At 71.7% G+C, this 16148-nt stretch carries 19 protein-coding genes; 10 read left to right on the top strand and 9 right to left on the bottom strand.

Going from position 1 to position 16148, the window contains the following annotated elements:
• Positions 1 to 50: 50 nt before the first annotated feature.
• Both CJ226_RS03035 and CJ226_RS03030 read left to right on the top strand, forming a co-directional pair.
• Positions 51 to 275, top strand: coding sequence for a DUF3107 domain-containing protein (locus CJ226_RS03035; protein WP_025102974.1), 225 nt, complete (start codon positions 51 to 53; stop codon positions 273 to 275).
• Positions 276 to 282: 7 nt separating this feature from the next.
• Positions 283 to 570, top strand: a complete 288-nt coding sequence (locus CJ226_RS03030) for a hypothetical protein (protein ID WP_102208269.1) — start codon at positions 283 to 285, stop codon at positions 568 to 570.
• 1 nt (position 571) lies between these two features.
• Here the strand turns inward: CJ226_RS03030 and CJ226_RS03025 are convergent, their stop codons facing one another.
• Positions 572 to 1285, bottom strand: a complete 714-nt coding sequence (locus CJ226_RS03025) for a ferritin-like fold-containing protein (protein ID WP_060923156.1) — start codon at positions 1283 to 1285, stop codon at positions 572 to 574.
• 193 nt (positions 1286 to 1478) lie between these two features.
• Between CJ226_RS03025 and CJ226_RS03020 the strand changes: the two genes are divergently transcribed.
• The gene (locus CJ226_RS03020; RefSeq protein ID WP_062633681.1) at positions 1479 to 2999 is read left to right on the top strand and encodes a DEAD/DEAH box helicase; all 1521 of its coding nucleotides are present in this window, start codon (positions 1479 to 1481) and stop codon (positions 2997 to 2999) included.
• Between the two features lie 6 nt (positions 3000 to 3005).
• Here the strand turns inward: CJ226_RS03020 and CJ226_RS03015 are convergent, their stop codons facing one another.
• Together CJ226_RS03015 and CJ226_RS03010 are read right to left on the bottom strand one after the other, a co-directional pair.
• Positions 3006 to 3914 (bottom strand): DUF817 domain-containing protein, encoded by a 909-nt coding sequence (locus CJ226_RS03015; RefSeq protein ID WP_102208268.1) that lies wholly within the window; start codon positions 3912 to 3914, stop codon positions 3006 to 3008.
• Between the two features lie 62 nt (positions 3915 to 3976).
• Entirely contained in the window at positions 3977 to 4840 is an 864-nt protein-coding gene (locus CJ226_RS03010; protein ID WP_102208267.1) for a PHP domain-containing protein, read from the bottom strand.
• Between the two features lie 114 nt (positions 4841 to 4954).
• On the opposite strand from CJ226_RS03010, the gene CJ226_RS03005 reads away from it, so the two are divergent.
• Together CJ226_RS03005 and CJ226_RS03000 are read left to right on the top strand one after the other, a co-directional pair.
• Positions 4955 to 5977, top strand: a complete 1023-nt coding sequence (locus tag CJ226_RS03005; protein ID WP_102208266.1) for an endonuclease/exonuclease/phosphatase family protein — start codon at positions 4955 to 4957, stop codon at positions 5975 to 5977.
• A 35-nt stretch (positions 5978 to 6012) separates the two neighbouring features.
• The gene (locus CJ226_RS03000; protein WP_102208265.1) at positions 6013 to 7434 is read left to right on the top strand and encodes an aminopeptidase P family protein; all 1422 of its coding nucleotides are present in this window, start codon (positions 6013 to 6015) and stop codon (positions 7432 to 7434) included.
• A 33-nt stretch (positions 7435 to 7467) separates the two neighbouring features.
• Here CJ226_RS03000 and CJ226_RS02995 read toward each other — a convergent pair whose 3' ends face one another.
• Together CJ226_RS02995 and CJ226_RS02990 are read right to left on the bottom strand one after the other, a co-directional pair.
• Positions 7468 to 8142, bottom strand: coding sequence for an alpha/beta family hydrolase (locus tag CJ226_RS02995; protein ID WP_102208264.1), 675 nt, complete (start codon positions 8140 to 8142; stop codon positions 7468 to 7470).
• Positions 8139 to 8867, bottom strand: a complete 729-nt coding sequence (locus tag CJ226_RS02990) for a general stress protein (protein ID WP_062633670.1) — start codon at positions 8865 to 8867, stop codon at positions 8139 to 8141. Before CJ226_RS02990 ends, CJ226_RS02995 begins: the two co-directional genes overlap by 4 nt.
• An 87-nt stretch (positions 8868 to 8954) precedes the next feature.
• Here CJ226_RS02990 and CJ226_RS02985 point away from each other — a divergent pair, with 87 nt between their 5' ends.
• From CJ226_RS02985 to CJ226_RS02970, 4 genes are read left to right on the top strand one after another with little or no spacing between them, the layout of a single operon-like run.
• Positions 8955 to 10223 (top strand): magnesium transporter MgtE N-terminal domain-containing protein, encoded by a 1269-nt coding sequence (locus CJ226_RS02985; protein WP_025102964.1) that lies wholly within the window; start codon positions 8955 to 8957, stop codon positions 10221 to 10223.
• Positions 10223 to 10744, top strand: coding sequence for a DUF1003 domain-containing protein (locus CJ226_RS02980; RefSeq protein ID WP_102208263.1), 522 nt, complete (start codon positions 10223 to 10225; stop codon positions 10742 to 10744). Before CJ226_RS02985 ends, CJ226_RS02980 begins: the two co-directional genes overlap by 1 nt.
• Positions 10741 to 11862, top strand: coding sequence for an Mrp/NBP35 family ATP-binding protein (locus CJ226_RS02975; RefSeq protein ID WP_102208262.1), 1122 nt, complete (start codon positions 10741 to 10743; stop codon positions 11860 to 11862). The genes CJ226_RS02980 and CJ226_RS02975 overlap by 4 nt, the downstream gene beginning before the upstream one ends.
• A gap of 22 nt (positions 11863 to 11884) precedes the next feature.
• The gene (locus tag CJ226_RS02970) at positions 11885 to 12379 is read left to right on the top strand and encodes a YcxB family protein (protein WP_102208261.1); all 495 of its coding nucleotides are present in this window, start codon (positions 11885 to 11887) and stop codon (positions 12377 to 12379) included.
• Between the two features lie 9 nt (positions 12380 to 12388).
• Here CJ226_RS02970 and CJ226_RS02965 read toward each other — a convergent pair whose 3' ends face one another.
• Complete coding sequence (locus CJ226_RS02965; RefSeq protein WP_102208260.1) at positions 12389 to 12763, bottom strand: twin-arginine translocase TatA/TatE family subunit; 375 nt, start codon at positions 12761 to 12763, stop codon at positions 12389 to 12391.
• 90 nt (positions 12764 to 12853) lie between these two features.
• On the opposite strand from CJ226_RS02965, the gene CJ226_RS02960 reads away from it, so the two are divergent.
• Positions 12854 to 13492 (top strand): O-methyltransferase, encoded by a 639-nt coding sequence (locus CJ226_RS02960; protein ID WP_025102959.1) that lies wholly within the window; start codon positions 12854 to 12856, stop codon positions 13490 to 13492.
• An 81-nt stretch (positions 13493 to 13573) separates the two neighbouring features.
• Here the strand turns inward: CJ226_RS02960 and CJ226_RS02955 are convergent, their stop codons facing one another.
• The 3 genes from CJ226_RS02955 to dapE form a co-directional block, all read right to left on the bottom strand.
• The gene (locus tag CJ226_RS02955) at positions 13574 to 13747 is read right to left on the bottom strand and encodes a DUF3117 domain-containing protein (RefSeq protein WP_071328210.1); all 174 of its coding nucleotides are present in this window, start codon (positions 13745 to 13747) and stop codon (positions 13574 to 13576) included.
• Between the two features lie 93 nt (positions 13748 to 13840).
• Complete coding sequence (locus tag CJ226_RS02950) at positions 13841 to 15058, bottom strand: hypothetical protein (protein WP_062633666.1); 1218 nt, start codon at positions 15056 to 15058, stop codon at positions 13841 to 13843.
• Positions 15040 to 16113, bottom strand: a complete 1074-nt coding sequence (gene dapE / locus CJ226_RS02945) for a succinyl-diaminopimelate desuccinylase (protein ID WP_025102957.1) — start codon at positions 16111 to 16113, stop codon at positions 15040 to 15042. Before dapE ends, CJ226_RS02950 begins: the two co-directional genes overlap by 19 nt.
• Positions 16114 to 16148 lie beyond the last annotated feature (35 nt).

The following is a 16148-nucleotide window of genomic DNA, read 5'->3' as shown; positions in this document are numbered from 1 at the left end:
CCGGCTGCGCGATAGAGTTGGGCGAGTCCGACGACCTGCAAGGAGCACCCGTGGAAATCCGCATCGGCATCATCAACACCGGCCGCGAGCTGAGCTTCGACACCGCTGCCACGGCGGACGAGGTCCGCACCCAGGTCTCCGCGGCACTCGAGCAGAGCGCCTCGCACCTGAGCTTCGCCGACGTGAAGGGCAACTCCTACATCGTGCCGACCGCGAACCTCGCCTACATCGAGCTGGGCACCGAGGAGTCGCGTCGCGTGGGCTTCGTCGCCTGACCCGCGCATGTACATCCTCCTCGCCCTCGTCGGCGCCTGCGTGCTCGGGATCGCCGCACACTTCCTGATCGGCGGTCGCGAGCTGCGGGGCGTCGCCCTCGCCCCGGCGATCGCGACGGCCGTCTCGGCGATCGTCTACACGAGCATGCAATGGGCCGGCGTGGGCGAGGACAGCGTCTGGCTGTGGCTCGCGAGCATCCTCGGCGCGGTGGTCGTCGCGGCGCTGGCGACCGCGGCTCTCACCGCAGGGCGTCGACGCGGCGACGCGCAAAGGCGAGCGGCGCTCGGGATCTGACCTAGGACGCGAGGCCCATCGCATCCATGCGGCGGGCGTGCGCTCCCATGAGCTCGGTGTACACCGGCTCGATGCGGGCCTCCTCCACGGCGAGGAGCTCCGGCCGCAGGGCCGCACGACAGACGAGGATGGTGTCCCCCACGAGGCGCCGTGCCCACATGGACAGCAGCGAGCGCCACTCCTCGTCGCTCTCGATCGTCTCCTGGATGATCGCGACGATCTCGTGGCGCGCATCGTCCTCGCGCAAGATCTCGGCAACCCGCCGCCCCGTCTCGCCGTAGCTCGAGGCGAGCGCGAGGTAGAAGTCGTCGAGCATGCCCGCCGTGATGTAGACCGCGAGCAGGGTCTCGCGCGGGCGCGCCCCGATGGTCTTGCGCCGGAACGCGTCCAGGTGCTCACGGAACGGGAGCATGAGCTGCGTCGGGTCCTGGCCGCGTGCCGCGATGATGTCGACGATGCCCCGGTGCTTGGTGAGCGCGGCACCGGCGGCCCGGGACAGCGACTCCTTCTCGGCCAGCTCGGGAGTCGCGCGGATGAGCCGCGTCAGCGTCTCGAAGTACCCGAGCTGGAGGTAGGCCGCCTGGCCGAGGAACCGGTCGAGCTCGGGCGCCAGCTCCGCGAAGTCGACACGCGTCGCATCGCTCTGCTCGCCGCGGCTTCGCAGCGCCAGGGTGCGTCGCGGCGCGGCATCGCGCTGCCAGAACCACTTAACCACGAGGTGTTCCTCCCGAGTCGGCCACGTCGTTCACAATACTCGGGCGACGGCGTCCTCCCTGTCCGGAGCCACCCCTCCGGTAGGCTGGGCGTGTCCCCGCCGTCGGAGCGGGGCCCCGCGCCTGTGGCACACGAGACGGCGTGGCTCCGTTTACGAGGCGATCGCGAGGTCGCCGGACAGGCATCTGAACACAGTGACAAGTTTCGCCGAACTCGGCATCGATCAGGACATCGTCGACGCACTGGCAGCGAAGGGCATCGTCGATGCCTTCCCGATCCAGGAGCAGACCATTCCCCTCGGCCTCCCCGGCCAGGACATCATCGGGCAGGCCAAGACCGGTACCGGCAAGACGTTCGGCTTCGGCATCCCGGTCGTGCAGCGACTCGGGAAAGACCCGGAGCCGGGCGTCAAGGCCCTCATCGTCGTCCCCACCCGCGAGCTCGCAGTGCAGGTCTACGAGGACATCGACCTCCTCACGAGCAACCGCTCCACGAGCGTCGTCGCCATCTACGGCGGCAAGGCCTACGAGGGGCAGATCGATCAGCTCAAGGCCGGCGCGCAGATCGTCGTCGGCACGCCGGGTCGTCTCATCGACCTCGCCGGCCAGCGCCTGCTCGATCTCTCGAACGCGACCGAGGTCGTGCTCGACGAGGCCGACAAGATGCTCGATCTCGGCTTCCTCGCCGACATCGAGAAGATCTTCCAGAAGGTGCCGGCGGTGCGGCACACCCAGCTGTTCTCCGCGACCATGCCCGGCCCGATCGTCGCGCTCGCGCGGCGGTTCATGACCAACCCCATCCACATCCGCGCGAACGACCCGGACGAGGGTCTGACGCAGGCGAACATCAAGCACCTCGTCTACCGCGCGCACTCGCTCGACAAGGACGAGGTCATCGCGCGCATCCTGCAGGCCGAGGGGCGCGGCAAGACCGTGATCTTCACGCGGACCAAGCGCGCGGCCCAGCGCCTCGTCGACGAACTCACCGACCGCGGCTTCAACGTGGGCGGCGTGCACGGCGACATGGGCCAGGACCAGCGTGAGCGCTCCATGGCCGCGTTCAAGGCCGGCAAAAAGGACGTGCTCGTGGCGACGGATGTGGCCGCGCGCGGTATCGATGTGGACGACGTCACGCACGTCATCAACCACACGATCCCCGACGAGGAGAAGACCTACCTGCACCGCGCCGGACGCACCGGCCGCGCGGGGAAGACCGGCATCGCCGTCACGTTCGTCGACTGGGAGGACCTGCACAAGTGGGCCCTCATCAACCGCGCCCTCGAGTTCGGCCAGCCCGAGCCCATCGAGACCTACTCCTCGAGCCCGCACCTCTACACCGACCTCGACATCCCCGAGGGGACGAAGGGCCGGCTCGTGAGCGCGCCAAAGAAGGAGGCGGTCAAGACCGAGCGCTCCCGCCGCCCGGAGCGCGCTGCCGACGCCGCCGCGGAAGGGACCGGGGAGGGCGGCACGCGCCGCCGTCGCCGCCGCCGCACGGGTTCCACGCCCGTCGGCTCGACCTTCGCCGAAGGGGCGGCCGAGGGCGGGTCCGCCGAGGGCTCGACCGCGCAGGCCGCCGACCGGGGCGCCGAGGGCGCCGGCACGCACGACGGCGCCGGCAAGGAGCACCACGACGGCAAGCCCGCTCCCGCGCGGCGCCGGCGCCGTCGTCGCGGCGGCTCCGGCACCGGAGCGGCACCCGTCACGGGCGCCTGATCCGCATCATCGTCGTCCGAGGGGCGCCGCACGGTCTTCCGTGCGGCGCCCCTCGTTCTGCAGGAGCGCGGCCGGGACCTGCGGCGGGTAGACCCAGGCGACGAGCACGACCGAGATGATCATCAGCAGGAACCAGGAGCTGAGCTTGCTCAGCGACACCGGCTGCCATCCCTCCGCCTGGTCCGGGTAGGCCCAGGCGCCCGCCCACGTGCCGATGTTCTCGGCGAGGTAGATGAACACCGCGACGCCGGTGAACACGACCAGGAGCGGAAGGCGAATGGTGCGGCGCCACACGCGCGCGTGCAGGATCGTGGGCAGCCAGAGCACGACCACGGCGGCGAGGAGCACCCACCGCGCGTCCCACCACCAGTGGTGGGTGAAGAAGTTCACGTAGATCGCCGCGGCCAGCACGGCCGTCATCCACCGCCGCGGATAGCGGGTGAACCCGAGGTCGAACAGCCGGTACACCCGCACCATGTACGAGCCGACCGCGGCGTACATGAAGCCGCTGAACAGCGGGACACCGCCGATGCGCAGGATGCCGTCCGCGGCGTACGCCCAGGAGCCGACGTCGGTCTTGAACAGCTCCATCGCGGTCCCCGTGATGTGGAAGAGCACGATCACCCAGAGCTCCCGTCCGCTCTCCAGCCGGAACACGAGCATCGCCACCTGGATCAGGACAGCCGCGATCGTCAGGGCGTCGTTGCGGGCGAGGGCCGCGTCGGCGGGATACCAGAGGCGGGCCGCGATGATCACCACCAGGAGCGCCGCGCCGAACACGCACGCCCACGCCTGCTTGAGCACGAACACGACGAACTCGGCGAGCCCGGCGCGGAAGCCCGTCGTCGGCACCGCACGGAGGAGACGGCGGGCGGCCGCATCGACGCGGCGCTCCAGGGAGGTGGCACGTTGCATGCGTCGGACCGTAGCGGTCGGGGTCGACAGAACGCCGGGAGACCGCCGACAGTCCGCCGGGCTCAGGGACGCCGCGGCGGGGTGCCCGTGGCGCGGTCGATGATGCGGGCCACCATGGCCTCCGCGGTGGTGTTCTCCCCCGGCACGTTGGGCTTGCCCGTGCCGTGGTAGTCACTGGACCCGGTGACGATGAGGTCGTGTCGTTCCGCGAGCTCGCGAAGGAGCCGCTTGCCGGCGGCCGTGTTCTCTCGGTGGTCCACCTCGAACCCGGCCAGCCCCGCGTCGAGCAGCCGCTCGATGTACGGCATCGGCATCATCCGATCACGGCCCGCCGTCACGGGATGCGCGATGATCGCCACGCCTCCCGCCTCGCTGAGCAGTCGCACGGCGGTCAGCGGGTCCGGCGCGTAGTGGGGCTCGTAATAGCCCTCCCGCGGGTGCAGGATGCCGTCGAAGGCCTCCCCCCGATCGCGCACGATGCCGCGGGCCACCAGGGCATCGGCGATGTGGGGACGGCCGACCGTCGCGTCGAGCGTCGTCTGGGCGAGGACGTCGTCCCAGTGCAGGTCGTAGTCGCGGCCGATGTTGCGGACGATGCGCTCCGCGCGCCCGATCCGGTCGTTCCGGATCCGGTCGGTCTCGGCCCGCAACGCCGCATCCTCCGGATTGAAGAGGTAGCCGAGCACGTGCACGCTGCGCCATTCGTGCTTGGCGGAGAGCTCCATGCCCGGGAGGAAGGTCATGCCCAGGGCGACGGCGGCGTCGCCGGCCTCCGCCCAGCCGGTGGTGCGGTCGTGATCCGTGAGCGCCGCGGTCCGCACCCCGTGCCGATGCGCCTGTCTCATGACCTCGGCGGGCGCCTCGGTGCCGTCGGAGTGGTTGGAATGCAGGTGCAGGTCGGCGGGACCGGCGGGCGGAACGGGCATCCTCCGAGCGTACCGAGCGCCGACGCGCGTGGCGCGGAATCCCGGACACCGATCGCGGCGACGAGCCGGTCCTGAGGCAGGGACTTCACAGGCGGCGCTTCTAGGCTGGACGAGATGTTTCGACTCCTGGGGATCCTGCTGACCGTCCTGTTCGCGATCGCGACGGCGGTCGTCGTGTGGCCGCAGTTCTTCCGCCTCGAGCAGACCTACCCGTTCGCTCAGCTCGTCGCCGCCCGCGGCCTCGTGCTCGGCGGCTTCCTGGTCATCGCGGTGCTGGCGCTGCTGCTCCTGCTCGCCCGGCCGCTGCGGGGCTTCGCGGCGTCCATCCTGATCGTCGCGCTGCTCGGTGCCGGCGCGACCGGCGTGATCGGGGCGACGCGGGGGTTCGGCGTGGCCGCCCTCCCCGAGCGGACCGACACGAGCCTGCGGGTGCTCACCTGGAACACGGCGGGTGAGGCCGTCTCCGCCGAGCAGATCGCCCGGGAGATCCTGGAGCAGGAAGCCGACGTGGTGGCGCTGCCCGAAACCACCGAGGAGGTCGGCGAGCGGATCGCGCTCATGCTGCGCGAGCAGGGGCATCCCATGTGGGTGCACCACGTGCAGTTCCGCCCGGACGTGGAGGACGGTCCGCAGTCGTGGCAGACCACCGTGCTCGTGGCTCCGGAGGTCGGCGAGTACTCCGTCATCGAGTCGTCGAAGGACGGGAGCAACAACACCGGATCCGTGCCCAGCGCCGTGCTCATGCCCATCGACGGCGATGGCCCCACCATCGTCGCCGTGCATGCCGTCGCGCCGCGCATGGAGGAGATGCAGCAGTGGCAGAGCGACCTGCAGTGGATCGCCGACCAGTGCCCCGCAGGTGACTTCATCCTCGCCGGCGACTTCAACGCGACCGTGGATCACATGGCCTCCCTCGGCATCGACGGCGGCGACATCGGGTACTGCCGCGACGTCGCCTCCCGGACCGGCAACGGGATGTCCGGCACCTGGCCGAGCTCGGTCCCCGCCCTCGCCGGCGCCCCCATCGACCACGTGATGGCGTCGGCCAACTGGCGCCCCACGGGCTCCGCCGTGCTCGACGACGCCGGGGGCAGCGATCATCGCGCCCTCATCGTGCAGCTCGAGCCGGCCGGCTGATCACGCCAGGGGGCTCCAGGTGAGAGACTGGACGGATGAGCACCGGAGAAAACGACACGATCGCTGACGAGACCGTCGAAGCCCCCGTCGAGAACAGCTCGACCAACCGCAAGCAGCCCTTCCCGCAGGGCTTCCTCGACACCATCTCCACCGGCTGGGCCGAGCGTCCGGAGACGCTGCCCGCGCCGCGCGCCCAGGCTCCGTACGCCGAGCGCCGCCGCGCCGCCGTCTCGGCCGCGTTCCCGGGCAAGCGCCTCGTGATCCCCGCCGGCTCGCTCAAGCAGCGCAGCAACGACACCGACTACGTCTTCCGCGCGCACTCCGCCTTCGCGCACCTCACCGGCTGGGCCTCCGACGCGGAGCCGGACTCGGTGCTCGTCTTCGAGCCGACGTCCGACGGACACGACATCACCCTGTACTTCCGCGAGCGCGCCGACCGCACCACGACCGAGTTCTACGCCGACGCCACCGTCGGCGAGTTCTGGATCGGCCCGCGCCCGTCGCTGGCCGGCGTCGCCGCCGACCTGCAGGTGGCCACGGCGCACCTGCACGAGTTCGCCCCGGTCGACGGCGAGCTCGTCCTCGACGAGGACGAGGCCCTCACGCGTTTCGTCTCCGAGCTGCGCCTCATCAAGGACGACTTCGAGATCGCCGAGATGCGCCGGGCCGTGGCGATCACGGCGCAGGGCTTCGACGACATCATCCGTGAGCTCCCGGCCGCGGTCGCGCACGCCCGGGGCGAGCGCGTCGTCGAGGGCGTCTTCCACCGCCGCGCCCGCGAGGACGGCAACGGCGAGGGCTACGACACGATCGCCGCGTCCGGGCCGCACGCGTGCTACCTGCACTGGACGCGCAACGACGGCACGGTCGTGCCGGGAGACCTCATCCTCGTCGACGCGGGCGTGGAGGCGGACAGCCTCTACACCGCCGACATCACCCGCACGCTGCCGGTGTCCGGGACCTTCACGGACGTGCAGCGCCGCGTCTACGAGACCGTGCGCGAGGCCGCCGACGCGGCTTTCGCGGCGGCGAAGGTCGGTGTCCGCTTCCGTGACGTGCACGCCGCGGCGATGGCCGTGATCGCCGAGCGCACCGCAGAGTGGGGCCTGCTCCCGGTCACCGCCGAGGAGGCCCTGGACGCGGACAGGGGCGGCCAGCACCGGCGCTACATGGTGCACGGCACGTCGCACCACCTCGGCATCGACGTGCACGACTGCGCGCAGGCGCGCCGCGAGATGTACTACGACGGCATCCTCACGCCGGGCATGGTCTTCACCATCGAGCCGGGGCTGTACTTCCAGATCGACGACCTCACAGTGCCCGCCGAGCTGCGCGGCATCGGCGTCCGGATCGAGGACGACATCCTGATGACCGAGGACGGCCCGGTCAACCTCTCCGCGGACATCCCGCGCACGGCCGACGAGGTCGAGGCCTGGATGGCGCGCCTGCAGGGCTGACGACGGGAGGGAGCGGGGCCGCGGCCCCGCTCCTCACCGCAGCGCGCTGACGAAGGCGTCGACCACGGGCGCCAGGTCCGCGGCGACGTCCGCCGGTGGTCGCCGCCGGCCCTTCACCTCGAAGGAGTGGCCGCCACCCTCGACCCAGTGCACCCGCGCGTCGTGACAGGACGCGACGGCCTCCTCGAGCTGGGCGGTCGGCTGGATGAACGGGTCCGCGGTGCCCTCCACGAAGAGCTGCGGGACGGTGATCGAGGGGAGATGGGCGATCCGCGGCTTGTCCGGACGCCCCGGCGGGTGGAGCGGGTAGCCGAGGTAGACGAGGCCGTCCACGACGAGCCCCTCCGCGACGGCCAGGGACGCCATGCGCCCGCCGTAGGACTTCCCGGTCGCCCACACGGCCGCATGCGGCGCCCGTGCACGGGCTTCGGCGACCGCGGCTCCCCACGTCGCGACCGCGTGGGCCGCGGGACCGGGCATGCGGCGCCCCTGCTCGGCGTACGGGAAGGAGAAACGCAGCGTCGAGAAGCCGAGCGCGGCGAGGGCCCGGTCGAAGCCGACAAGGAACGGGTGGTCCTTCCCCGCTCCGGCCCCGTGGGCGATCAGCACGACGTCATCGCGGGTGCCCGGCGTCCAGTCGGCGGACACCGGGGTCGCACCTGAGGGCAGGGCGACCTCGATCCGGACGGCGGAGGGCTCCAGGGTCACCGCACGGATCCGGGGGTGCCGGTCTCCGGGTCGGCGGGCCGCGGCGGAAGACCGGGCTCAGGAGCGGGAGCAGGCTCAGGAGCCGGGCCGGGCTCAGGAGCAGGCTCAGGGGCCGGAGCAGGAGCCGGGCCGGGCTCAGGAGTCGGCTCAGGGGCAGGAGCGGGAGCCGGCTCAGGGGCCGGAGCAGGAGCGCCCTGCGGGATCCGCTCGCCGTACTTCGGCGGCTCGTCCAGGTTCACCGGAGGACGCACGGGGGCGACCCGCTGCGCGCCGAGGACCTGCCGCGCCTTCGCCAGCGACCCTGGCTGCACGGTCACCTCGTAGTGATCCGCGGCGAACTGCGTCACACTCGCGAAGTCACGGCGGCGACGCACGATGGCGTAGGTGATGAGGCTCAGCAGCATGCCCACCGCGACGCCGATGAGGACGAAGCCGACGAACAGCTGGATCGGCACCTCGGGGTTGCCCAGGACGAGGATCGCCGACAGGAAGAGGCCGATGAGCACCCCGTTGATCGCGCCCGAGCGCGCGGCCGCGGCGTAGCCGAGCCGTCCGGTCACCCGCTCGACCGTCCGCACGCTCTGCCCGACGATCGCGATGTCGCGCGCAGGGACCTCTCCGGCGATCAGCTTCGACACCGCCTTCTGCGCGCTCTCGTAGTCGCGCATGGAGGCGACGATCTCACCGGTGTCCGTGCCGCTCGCGGGGCGATTCAGCATGCTCATCCGGCTATTCTTCCACGTCGTGCCTCGCGGCCGGCCGAGCGACCGCCCCGACAGCCGCCCCGGCACGCCGCGGGCTACGCTGGTCGGGTGAGCACACAACGGGTTTTCGCCGCGCGCCTGGCAGGGTGCGCCGTCTTCGATCCCGTCGGCGACCGGCTCGGCAAGGTCCGGGACGTCGTCGTCGTGTATCGAAGTACCGCGGCCCCGCGCGTGATCGGACTGGTCGTGGAGATCCCCGGCCGGCGCCATGTGTTCCTCTCGATCGGCCGGGTCACGTCGATCCGGTCCGGGCAGGTCATCACCACCGGCCTCATCAACGTGCGGCGCTTCTCTCCCCGCGCCGGCGAGGTGCGCGTCCTCGCCGAGATGCTGGGCCGGCGGGTGAGTCTGACCGACGGCAGCGGCACCGCGGTGATCGAGGACGTGGCGATCGAGCCGAACCGTCTCGGCGAGTGGGCGATCAGTCAGCTCTTCCTGCGCCGTCCGAAGACCGGCGCGTCGCCGTTCGCCAAGGGCCCGACGACGTTCGCGGCCTGGAGCGAGGTCACCGAGGAGCACGCACCGGGCGAGTCGCAGTCCGCCGAGCAGCTCGTCGCCTCGTACTCCGAGCTGCACGCCGCCGATCTCGCCAACACGCTCCTCGACCTCCCGCAGCAGCGGATGATCGAGGTCGCGGAGGAGCTCTCCGACGATCGCCTCGCCGACGCCCTCGAGGAGATGCCGGAGGACGAGCAGGTGCACATCCTCGACCGCCTCGGCGAGGAGCGCGCGGCCGACATCCTCGACCAGATGGAGCCGGACGACGCCGCCGACCTCCTCGCCCAGCTTCCGCCCACCCAGCTGGAGGAGCTGCTCCAGCGGATGGAGCCGGAGAAGGCGGAAGACGTGCGGATGCTGCTGCGCTACGGTCCCGACACGGCCGGCGGTCTGATGACCCCGGAGCCGATCATCCTGTCCGCCGACGCCACGGTCGCCGAGGCCCTGGCGCTCATCCGCCGCCACGAGCTGCACCCGGCCCTGGCGGCAGCGGTGTTCGTGACGCTCCCGCCGTTCGAGACGCCGACCGGGCGGCTGCTCGGCCTCGTGCACTTCCAGCGGATGCTGCGCTATCCGCCGCACGAGCGGCTCGGCGCCATCCTCGACGACAGCCTCGAGCCGGTGCCCGTCACGGCCTCCGCCGCCGAGGTCGCCCGCATGCTCGCCAGCTATGACCTCGTCTCCCTGCCCGTGATCGACGCGGCCCACCGCCTCGTCGGCGCGATCAGCATCGACGATGTCCTCGACTACCTGCTGCCGGACGACTGGCGCACGCACGACAGCGACGACGTCGCCCCGCCCGTGACGGAGGCGCGCTGATGGCACGCAAGGAGCGGGCCGCCCGCCTCGACGCGCCGGGACGGACGAGCACCCGCCCCCGGTCCACCTCGCGCGACCGCTTCGGACGCTTCACGGAATGGGTCGCCCGTGCCATGGGCACGCCGGCGTTCCTCGTCATCCTCAGCCTCTTCTGCATCCTCTGGATCGGCTGGAACACGCTGATGCCCCGCGAGGTGCGCTTCGACGACGCCGCGCTGGGCTTCACGGCGCTCACCCTCATGCTGTCGCTGCAGGCCTCGTACGCCGCACCGCTGATCCTCCTCGCGCAGAACCGCCAGGACGACCGCGACCGCGTGCAGATCGAGCAGGACCGGCAGCGCGCCGAGCGCAACCTCGCCGACACCGAGTACCTCGCCCGCGAGATCGTCGCGCTGCGGATGTCGCTGGAGGAGCGCAACGCGCAGGTGGTCACCCGCGACGTGCTGCGGCAGGAGCTCCGTGCCCTGCTGGCCGAGCTGGGCGACGCCGAGGAGAAGCCCTCAGGCGGCACCGCCTCATGACCCCGGCCGAGAGCGTCAGAGCCGCGGTGGCGGCGGTGACCGACCCCGAGCTGCGGCGGCCGATCGGCGACCTCGACATGGTGCGCGACATCACGGTCGAAGACGGCGTGGCGCACGTGGGCATCGTGCTGACGATCGTGGGGTGCCCCGCCGCCGACCGCATCGAGCGCGACGTGCGCGGTGCCGCGGCCGCGGTCCCCGGGGTCACGGGCGTCGAGGTCGAGGTGGGCGTGATGACCCCGGCCGAGCGCAAGGCCCTCACCGAACGGCTCCGCGCGGGTCGCCCCGCCCGGCACATGCCGTTCGGGCCGGACTCCCTCACCCGCGTGATCCTCGTCTCCAGCGGCAAGGGCGGCGTCGGGAAGTCGACGGTCACCGCGAACCTCGCCGTCGCCCTCGCCGATCAGGGCCTCGCCGTCGGCCTGGTGGATGCGGACGTGCACGGCTTCTCGATCCCCGGTCTGCTCGGCATCCCGGCCGGCACGCAGCCGACGCGCATCGACGACCTCATGCTGCCGCGGGTGGCCCACGGGGTGAAGACCATCTCGATCGGGATGTTCCTGCGCGACGGGGAGTCCGTCGTGGCCTGGCGCGGACCGATGCTGCACCGCACGGTCTCGCAGTTCCTCACCGACGTCTTCTTCGGCGATCTCGACGTCCTGCTCATCGACATGCCGCCCGGCACCGGGGACATCGCCATCTCGATCGGGCAGCTCCTCCCCCACGCCGAGGTGCTCGTGGTCACCACGCCGCAGGCGGCGGCCTCCGACGTGGCCATCCGCAGCGGACTCGTCGCCCGACAGACCGGTCAGCGCGTGATCGGCGTGATCGAGAACATGTCCGCGTACACCCTCCCCGACGGCACCGTCATCGACCTCTTCGGAGCGGGCGGCGGAGCGGCCGTCGCGGAGGCCCTGTCCGCGCCCGACGCGCCGGTCCCCCTGCTCGCCTCCATCCCGCTCAGCCCGGCGCTCCGCCAGGGCGGGGACGAGGGCGTCCCGGTCGTCACCTCGGCGCCGGACGACGCCGCCGCGCAGGCGATCCGCACGATGGCCGCCGCCCTCGCCCGGCGAGGCCGGGGCCTGTCCGGCCGCTCGCTGCCCCTGTCGATCGGATGAGCACGCGTGGGAGGATGGACGGATGCCGCACCGCTCCGTGACCGTGGATGAGGGACTGCTGCGGAGGATGGCGCGCGACGCGGCCGTCTACGCGCTCACCCGTCCCGTCGCGATCGTGATGTGGGTCGCGCTGGCGGCGGGACTCGCCCTCTCCGTCTTCACCCTCAACGACCTCCTCTCCACGGGAGCCGAGGTCAGCGCGATCGTCGCCTGGATGCCCGTGGTCACGGTGGGACTGGGCGCCTACGCGGTGCTCCTGACCACCTCGAGCGCCCGTCGCGCCGTGCGGGCCGCGATGCCGGTGGAGAGCGTCGTGTGGGTCGCACTCGAAGAGGATCGGCTGCAGCTGGGAAGCGATCGTCGTCGTTCCGAGATCCCCTACGCCACGTTCCAGAGTCTCCGCGTCGGACGGGACGCCGTGATCTTCAAGGTGCGCGACGCCTCCGTCGCCACCGCCATCCCGCGCTCGCTCTTCAGCGACGAGGAGCTGGCGACCCTGCGGACCCGGATCTCCTGACCGGACGGCTCAGGTCGCCTCGCTGTCGAACGGCGGGCGGTCCTCCGCGCTGAAGCTCGGCGGCGCGGTGCGCGGGGCCACCGGCTCGGCGATCGTCGCCGTCGCCTGCGCGGGGGTCGCGGGCTCCGGTTCCTCGAGGAGCGCGTCGCGGATGATCCGCCGGGGGTCGTACTGCCGCGGGTCGAGCTTGCGCCAGTCCACGTCGTCGAGTTCCGGTCCCATCTCCTCGCGCACACGGGACTTCGTGTCGCGGATGTACTCGCCGGCCTTGCGCACGATGCTCGCGAAGGCCTCCGCGGCACGCGGCAGACGCTCGGGGCCGATGATCAGCACCGCGATCAGGCCGATGAGCAGCAGCTTCTCGAAGGTGAGGCCGAACGTCATGTGACCAGGCTACCGCCGCGCCTGCGGGCTCTGCGCGCGGTGAGCGAATACCCTGGACACATCAGCCATGCACGCAGGGAGAGGCAGGTCATGAGCGAGCACGACGCCAACGCGCGCTTCCTTCGCGAGTCCATCGTCGAGCCGGAGACCATCGCCCGCGCTCGCGCCCACGCCGTGGAGCTCGGAGCGGCCCCGATCAGCGCGGTCGTCGGCTCGCAGATCGCCGTGCTCGCCGCCGCCGGAACGGCGCGCTCCATCGTCGAGATCGGCACCGGCGCCGGTGTCTCCGGACTCTGGCTGCTGCGCGGGGCCCCGAACGCGGTGCTGACCTCGATCGACAACGAGCCCGAGCACCTCGCCGCCGCCCGTCAGGCGTTCGCGGACGCGAAGGTGCCCGCCACCCGCGCGCGGTTCATCGCCGGCCGCGCGATCGACGTGCTCCCCCGCATGAACGAGGCGTCGTACGACATCGTCCTCGTCGACGCCGACCCCGAGAACGTCATCGAGTACGTCTCGCATGGTCTCCGCCTCGCCCGCACCGGCGGCCTGGTGCTCGTGCCGCGCATCCTCGCCGGGGGCCGGGTGGCCGACCCTGTCCAGCGCGACGACGTCACCTCCGCCTACCGATCGCTCGTCCAGGAGACGCAGGAATCCTCGGCGGTGCTGGCCACGGTCTCGCCCGCGGGCGAGGGCCTGCTGCAGCTGATCCGCCTCGACGACCGGGCCTGACCGGGTCCGCCGACGCGAAGAGGGCGAGGGATCCGCGGATCCCTCGCCCTCTTCGGTCGCGCTGCAGCGGACCAGGTACGATCAGGCCGGGGCCACGACGGCACCGAGCACGTCGTGAAGCTCCTTGGCCTCGGCGTCGTTCACGGAGACGACCAGGCGGCCTCCTCCTTCGAGCGGAACACGCACGATGATGAGTCGTCCCTCTTTCACGGCCTCCATGGGTCCGTCTCCGGTCCTCGGCTTCATCGCTGCCATCGTGGCTCCCTTTCCTCCGGTGGTATGGGACGAGTTTATCGGGTGCGACCGCGCCGTGGACGTCACGGGGACACAATCCGCTCCCCCGCGTCGTCAGGGCACCTGCCAGAACGTACTGCCGAGGGCATACACGTGGTAGATCCACACCCACTGGCCGACGAGGCACAGCGCCAGCACCCCCAGGCGCCAGGTTCGTGACCGGGGCACCGCGACCGCACCCCACGCCGGGCTGAGGGGCAGCAGCAGGCGGAACGTGCTCGACTGCGGGAAGAACACCGCGAGCAGGTAGAGCAGGTAGCTCGCGCTCCAGAGACGGAGGTCGGGGCCGAGCGCCCGCACCTGCGGGGACAGCAGCAGCGCGGCGGCCGCCGCGACCACGAGCACGATGAGCGCGACCGGCCCCCAGCCGGCCGGCAGGCCCCACAGCTCGAACCAGAACTGCGATGCCTGCACCCAGCCCTCGAAGGGCACGAACCCCTCGACGCCCCCGGTGACCCAGTGCCGGCGCCAGGCGAGCTCGGTGGCGAGGTAGGCGCCGGGGTCCCCGGTCACGACACCGGCGATCACCTGCCACGCGAACCCGGTCGCCGTCGCCAGTGCGCCGAGGGCGACGATGTGCACGACCTCCCTGCCCCCGAGCGGATCCGTGCGACGGTGCGTCCAGCGGAGGATCCCGTGCAGGCCGAGGTACAGGGCGAAGGCGAGCACTCCGGGGCGAGTGAACCCCAGCACCGGGATCAGCACGTACAGCCAGGCGTAGTTCCGGCGGATCGTCGCGTCCAGCGCGAGGAAGAGCAGCAGCAGGAAGAGCGTCTCCGCGTAGCCGACCTGGAACAGGGCGCCCAGGGGGCCGGCGGCGAAGAAGACGACGGCCCACAGCGCCGCCGCGTTCCCGATGCGGTCGCGGAGCAGACGATGCAGGGCGAGACAGGCCAGGTAGCCGGCGACGAGCGCGAGCACGAGCGCTCCGGCGCCCCAGGAGCCGAACAGGAAGCCCAGCGCCTTCGCGGCGTACGCGAACACGGGCATGAAGGCCCACGCGTTCTCGGCCACCTCCCCGTCGTCGGTCAGCGGGAGGTCGGCGGGATAGCCGTGCACCGCCACCTGCCAGTACCACTGGGCATCCCATCCGAGGACGAAGTCCACGAGACCGGCGTCGCCGCCGAAGCGCGAGAATACCGTGGACAGGGAGGCCGCGGCGATGAGGAATCCGGTCGTCACGACCCGTGCGAGGACGTAGATGATGCCGATGCGCAGAGCCAGCGGCATCCGCGCCCAGCGCCGTGCGAGCGTCAGTGCGACGTGAGCCATGCGCGCAGACCCCGCTCGACGGCGTCGATCTGGGCGAGCGGCACACGCTCCTCGTCGTGATGGGCGAGATGCGGGTCACCGGGCCCGTAGTTCACGGCCGGGATGCCGAGGGCCGAGAAGCGCGCCACGTCGGTCCATCCGTACTTCGGCTGCGGCTCCGCGCCAACCGCCGCGACGAACCGGCGCGCGATGTCGGCGTCCAGCCCGGGGCGGGCGCCCTCGGCGGCATCCGTGATCTCGACGTCGAAGCCGGCGAGGACCGCCCGGACGTGGGCCTCGGCGTCGGCCGCGGACTTGTTCGGCGCGAAGCGGTAGTTGACCTCGACCTCGCAGGCGTCCGGGATGACGTTGCCCGCGACTCCACCCGCGATGCGGACCGCACTGAGCCCCTCCCGATAGAGCAGGCCCTCCACCAGCACCTCCCGGGCCCGGTACTCGGATAGCCGGGTGAGGATGGGCGCCGCGCGATGGATCGCGTTCTCACCGATCCAGGCCCTGGCGCTGTGCGCGCGGACGCCCGTGGTCCGCACGATCGCTCGCAGCGTGCCGTTGCACCCGCCCTCGACCTGGCCGTTCGACGGTTCCCCGAGGATGGCGAAATCGGCCTGGAACAGGTCGGGACGCGCGGCGGCGAGAAGCCCGAGGCCGTTCAGGGAGGCCGCGACCTCCTCGTTGTCGTACCACATCCAGGTCACGTCGATCGCGGGGTCGGTGAGCTCGGCGGCCAGCTTGAGCTGCACCGCGACCCCGGCTTTCATGTCGACGGTGCCGCGACCCCACAGATACGGCACGCCGTCGATCTCGATGTCGCGCGTGGGCAGATTGTCGTTGAGGGGCACGGTGTCGATGTGCCCGGCGATCGCGACGCGCTGCGCCCGACCGAGATCCGTGCGGGCGACGACCGTGTTGCCGTGCCGGATGACCTCCAGGTGCGGCAGACCGGACACGGCCTCCTCGATCAGGTCGGCCAGTGTCTTCTCGTCGCCGGAAACACTCGGGACGTCGCAGATCGCGCGGGTGATGTCGGCGGAGGACGCGGTCAGATCGAGCACCATGCCCCCAGCCTACTGATGCCCGTCATGCGGGACGG

The sequence above is a fragment of the Microbacterium sp. UMB0228 genome (genome assembly GCF_002871415.1).
Lineage (GTDB): Bacteria > Actinomycetota > Actinomycetes > Actinomycetales > Microbacteriaceae > Microbacterium.
This window is presented reverse-complemented; position numbering and strand designations above follow the sequence as displayed.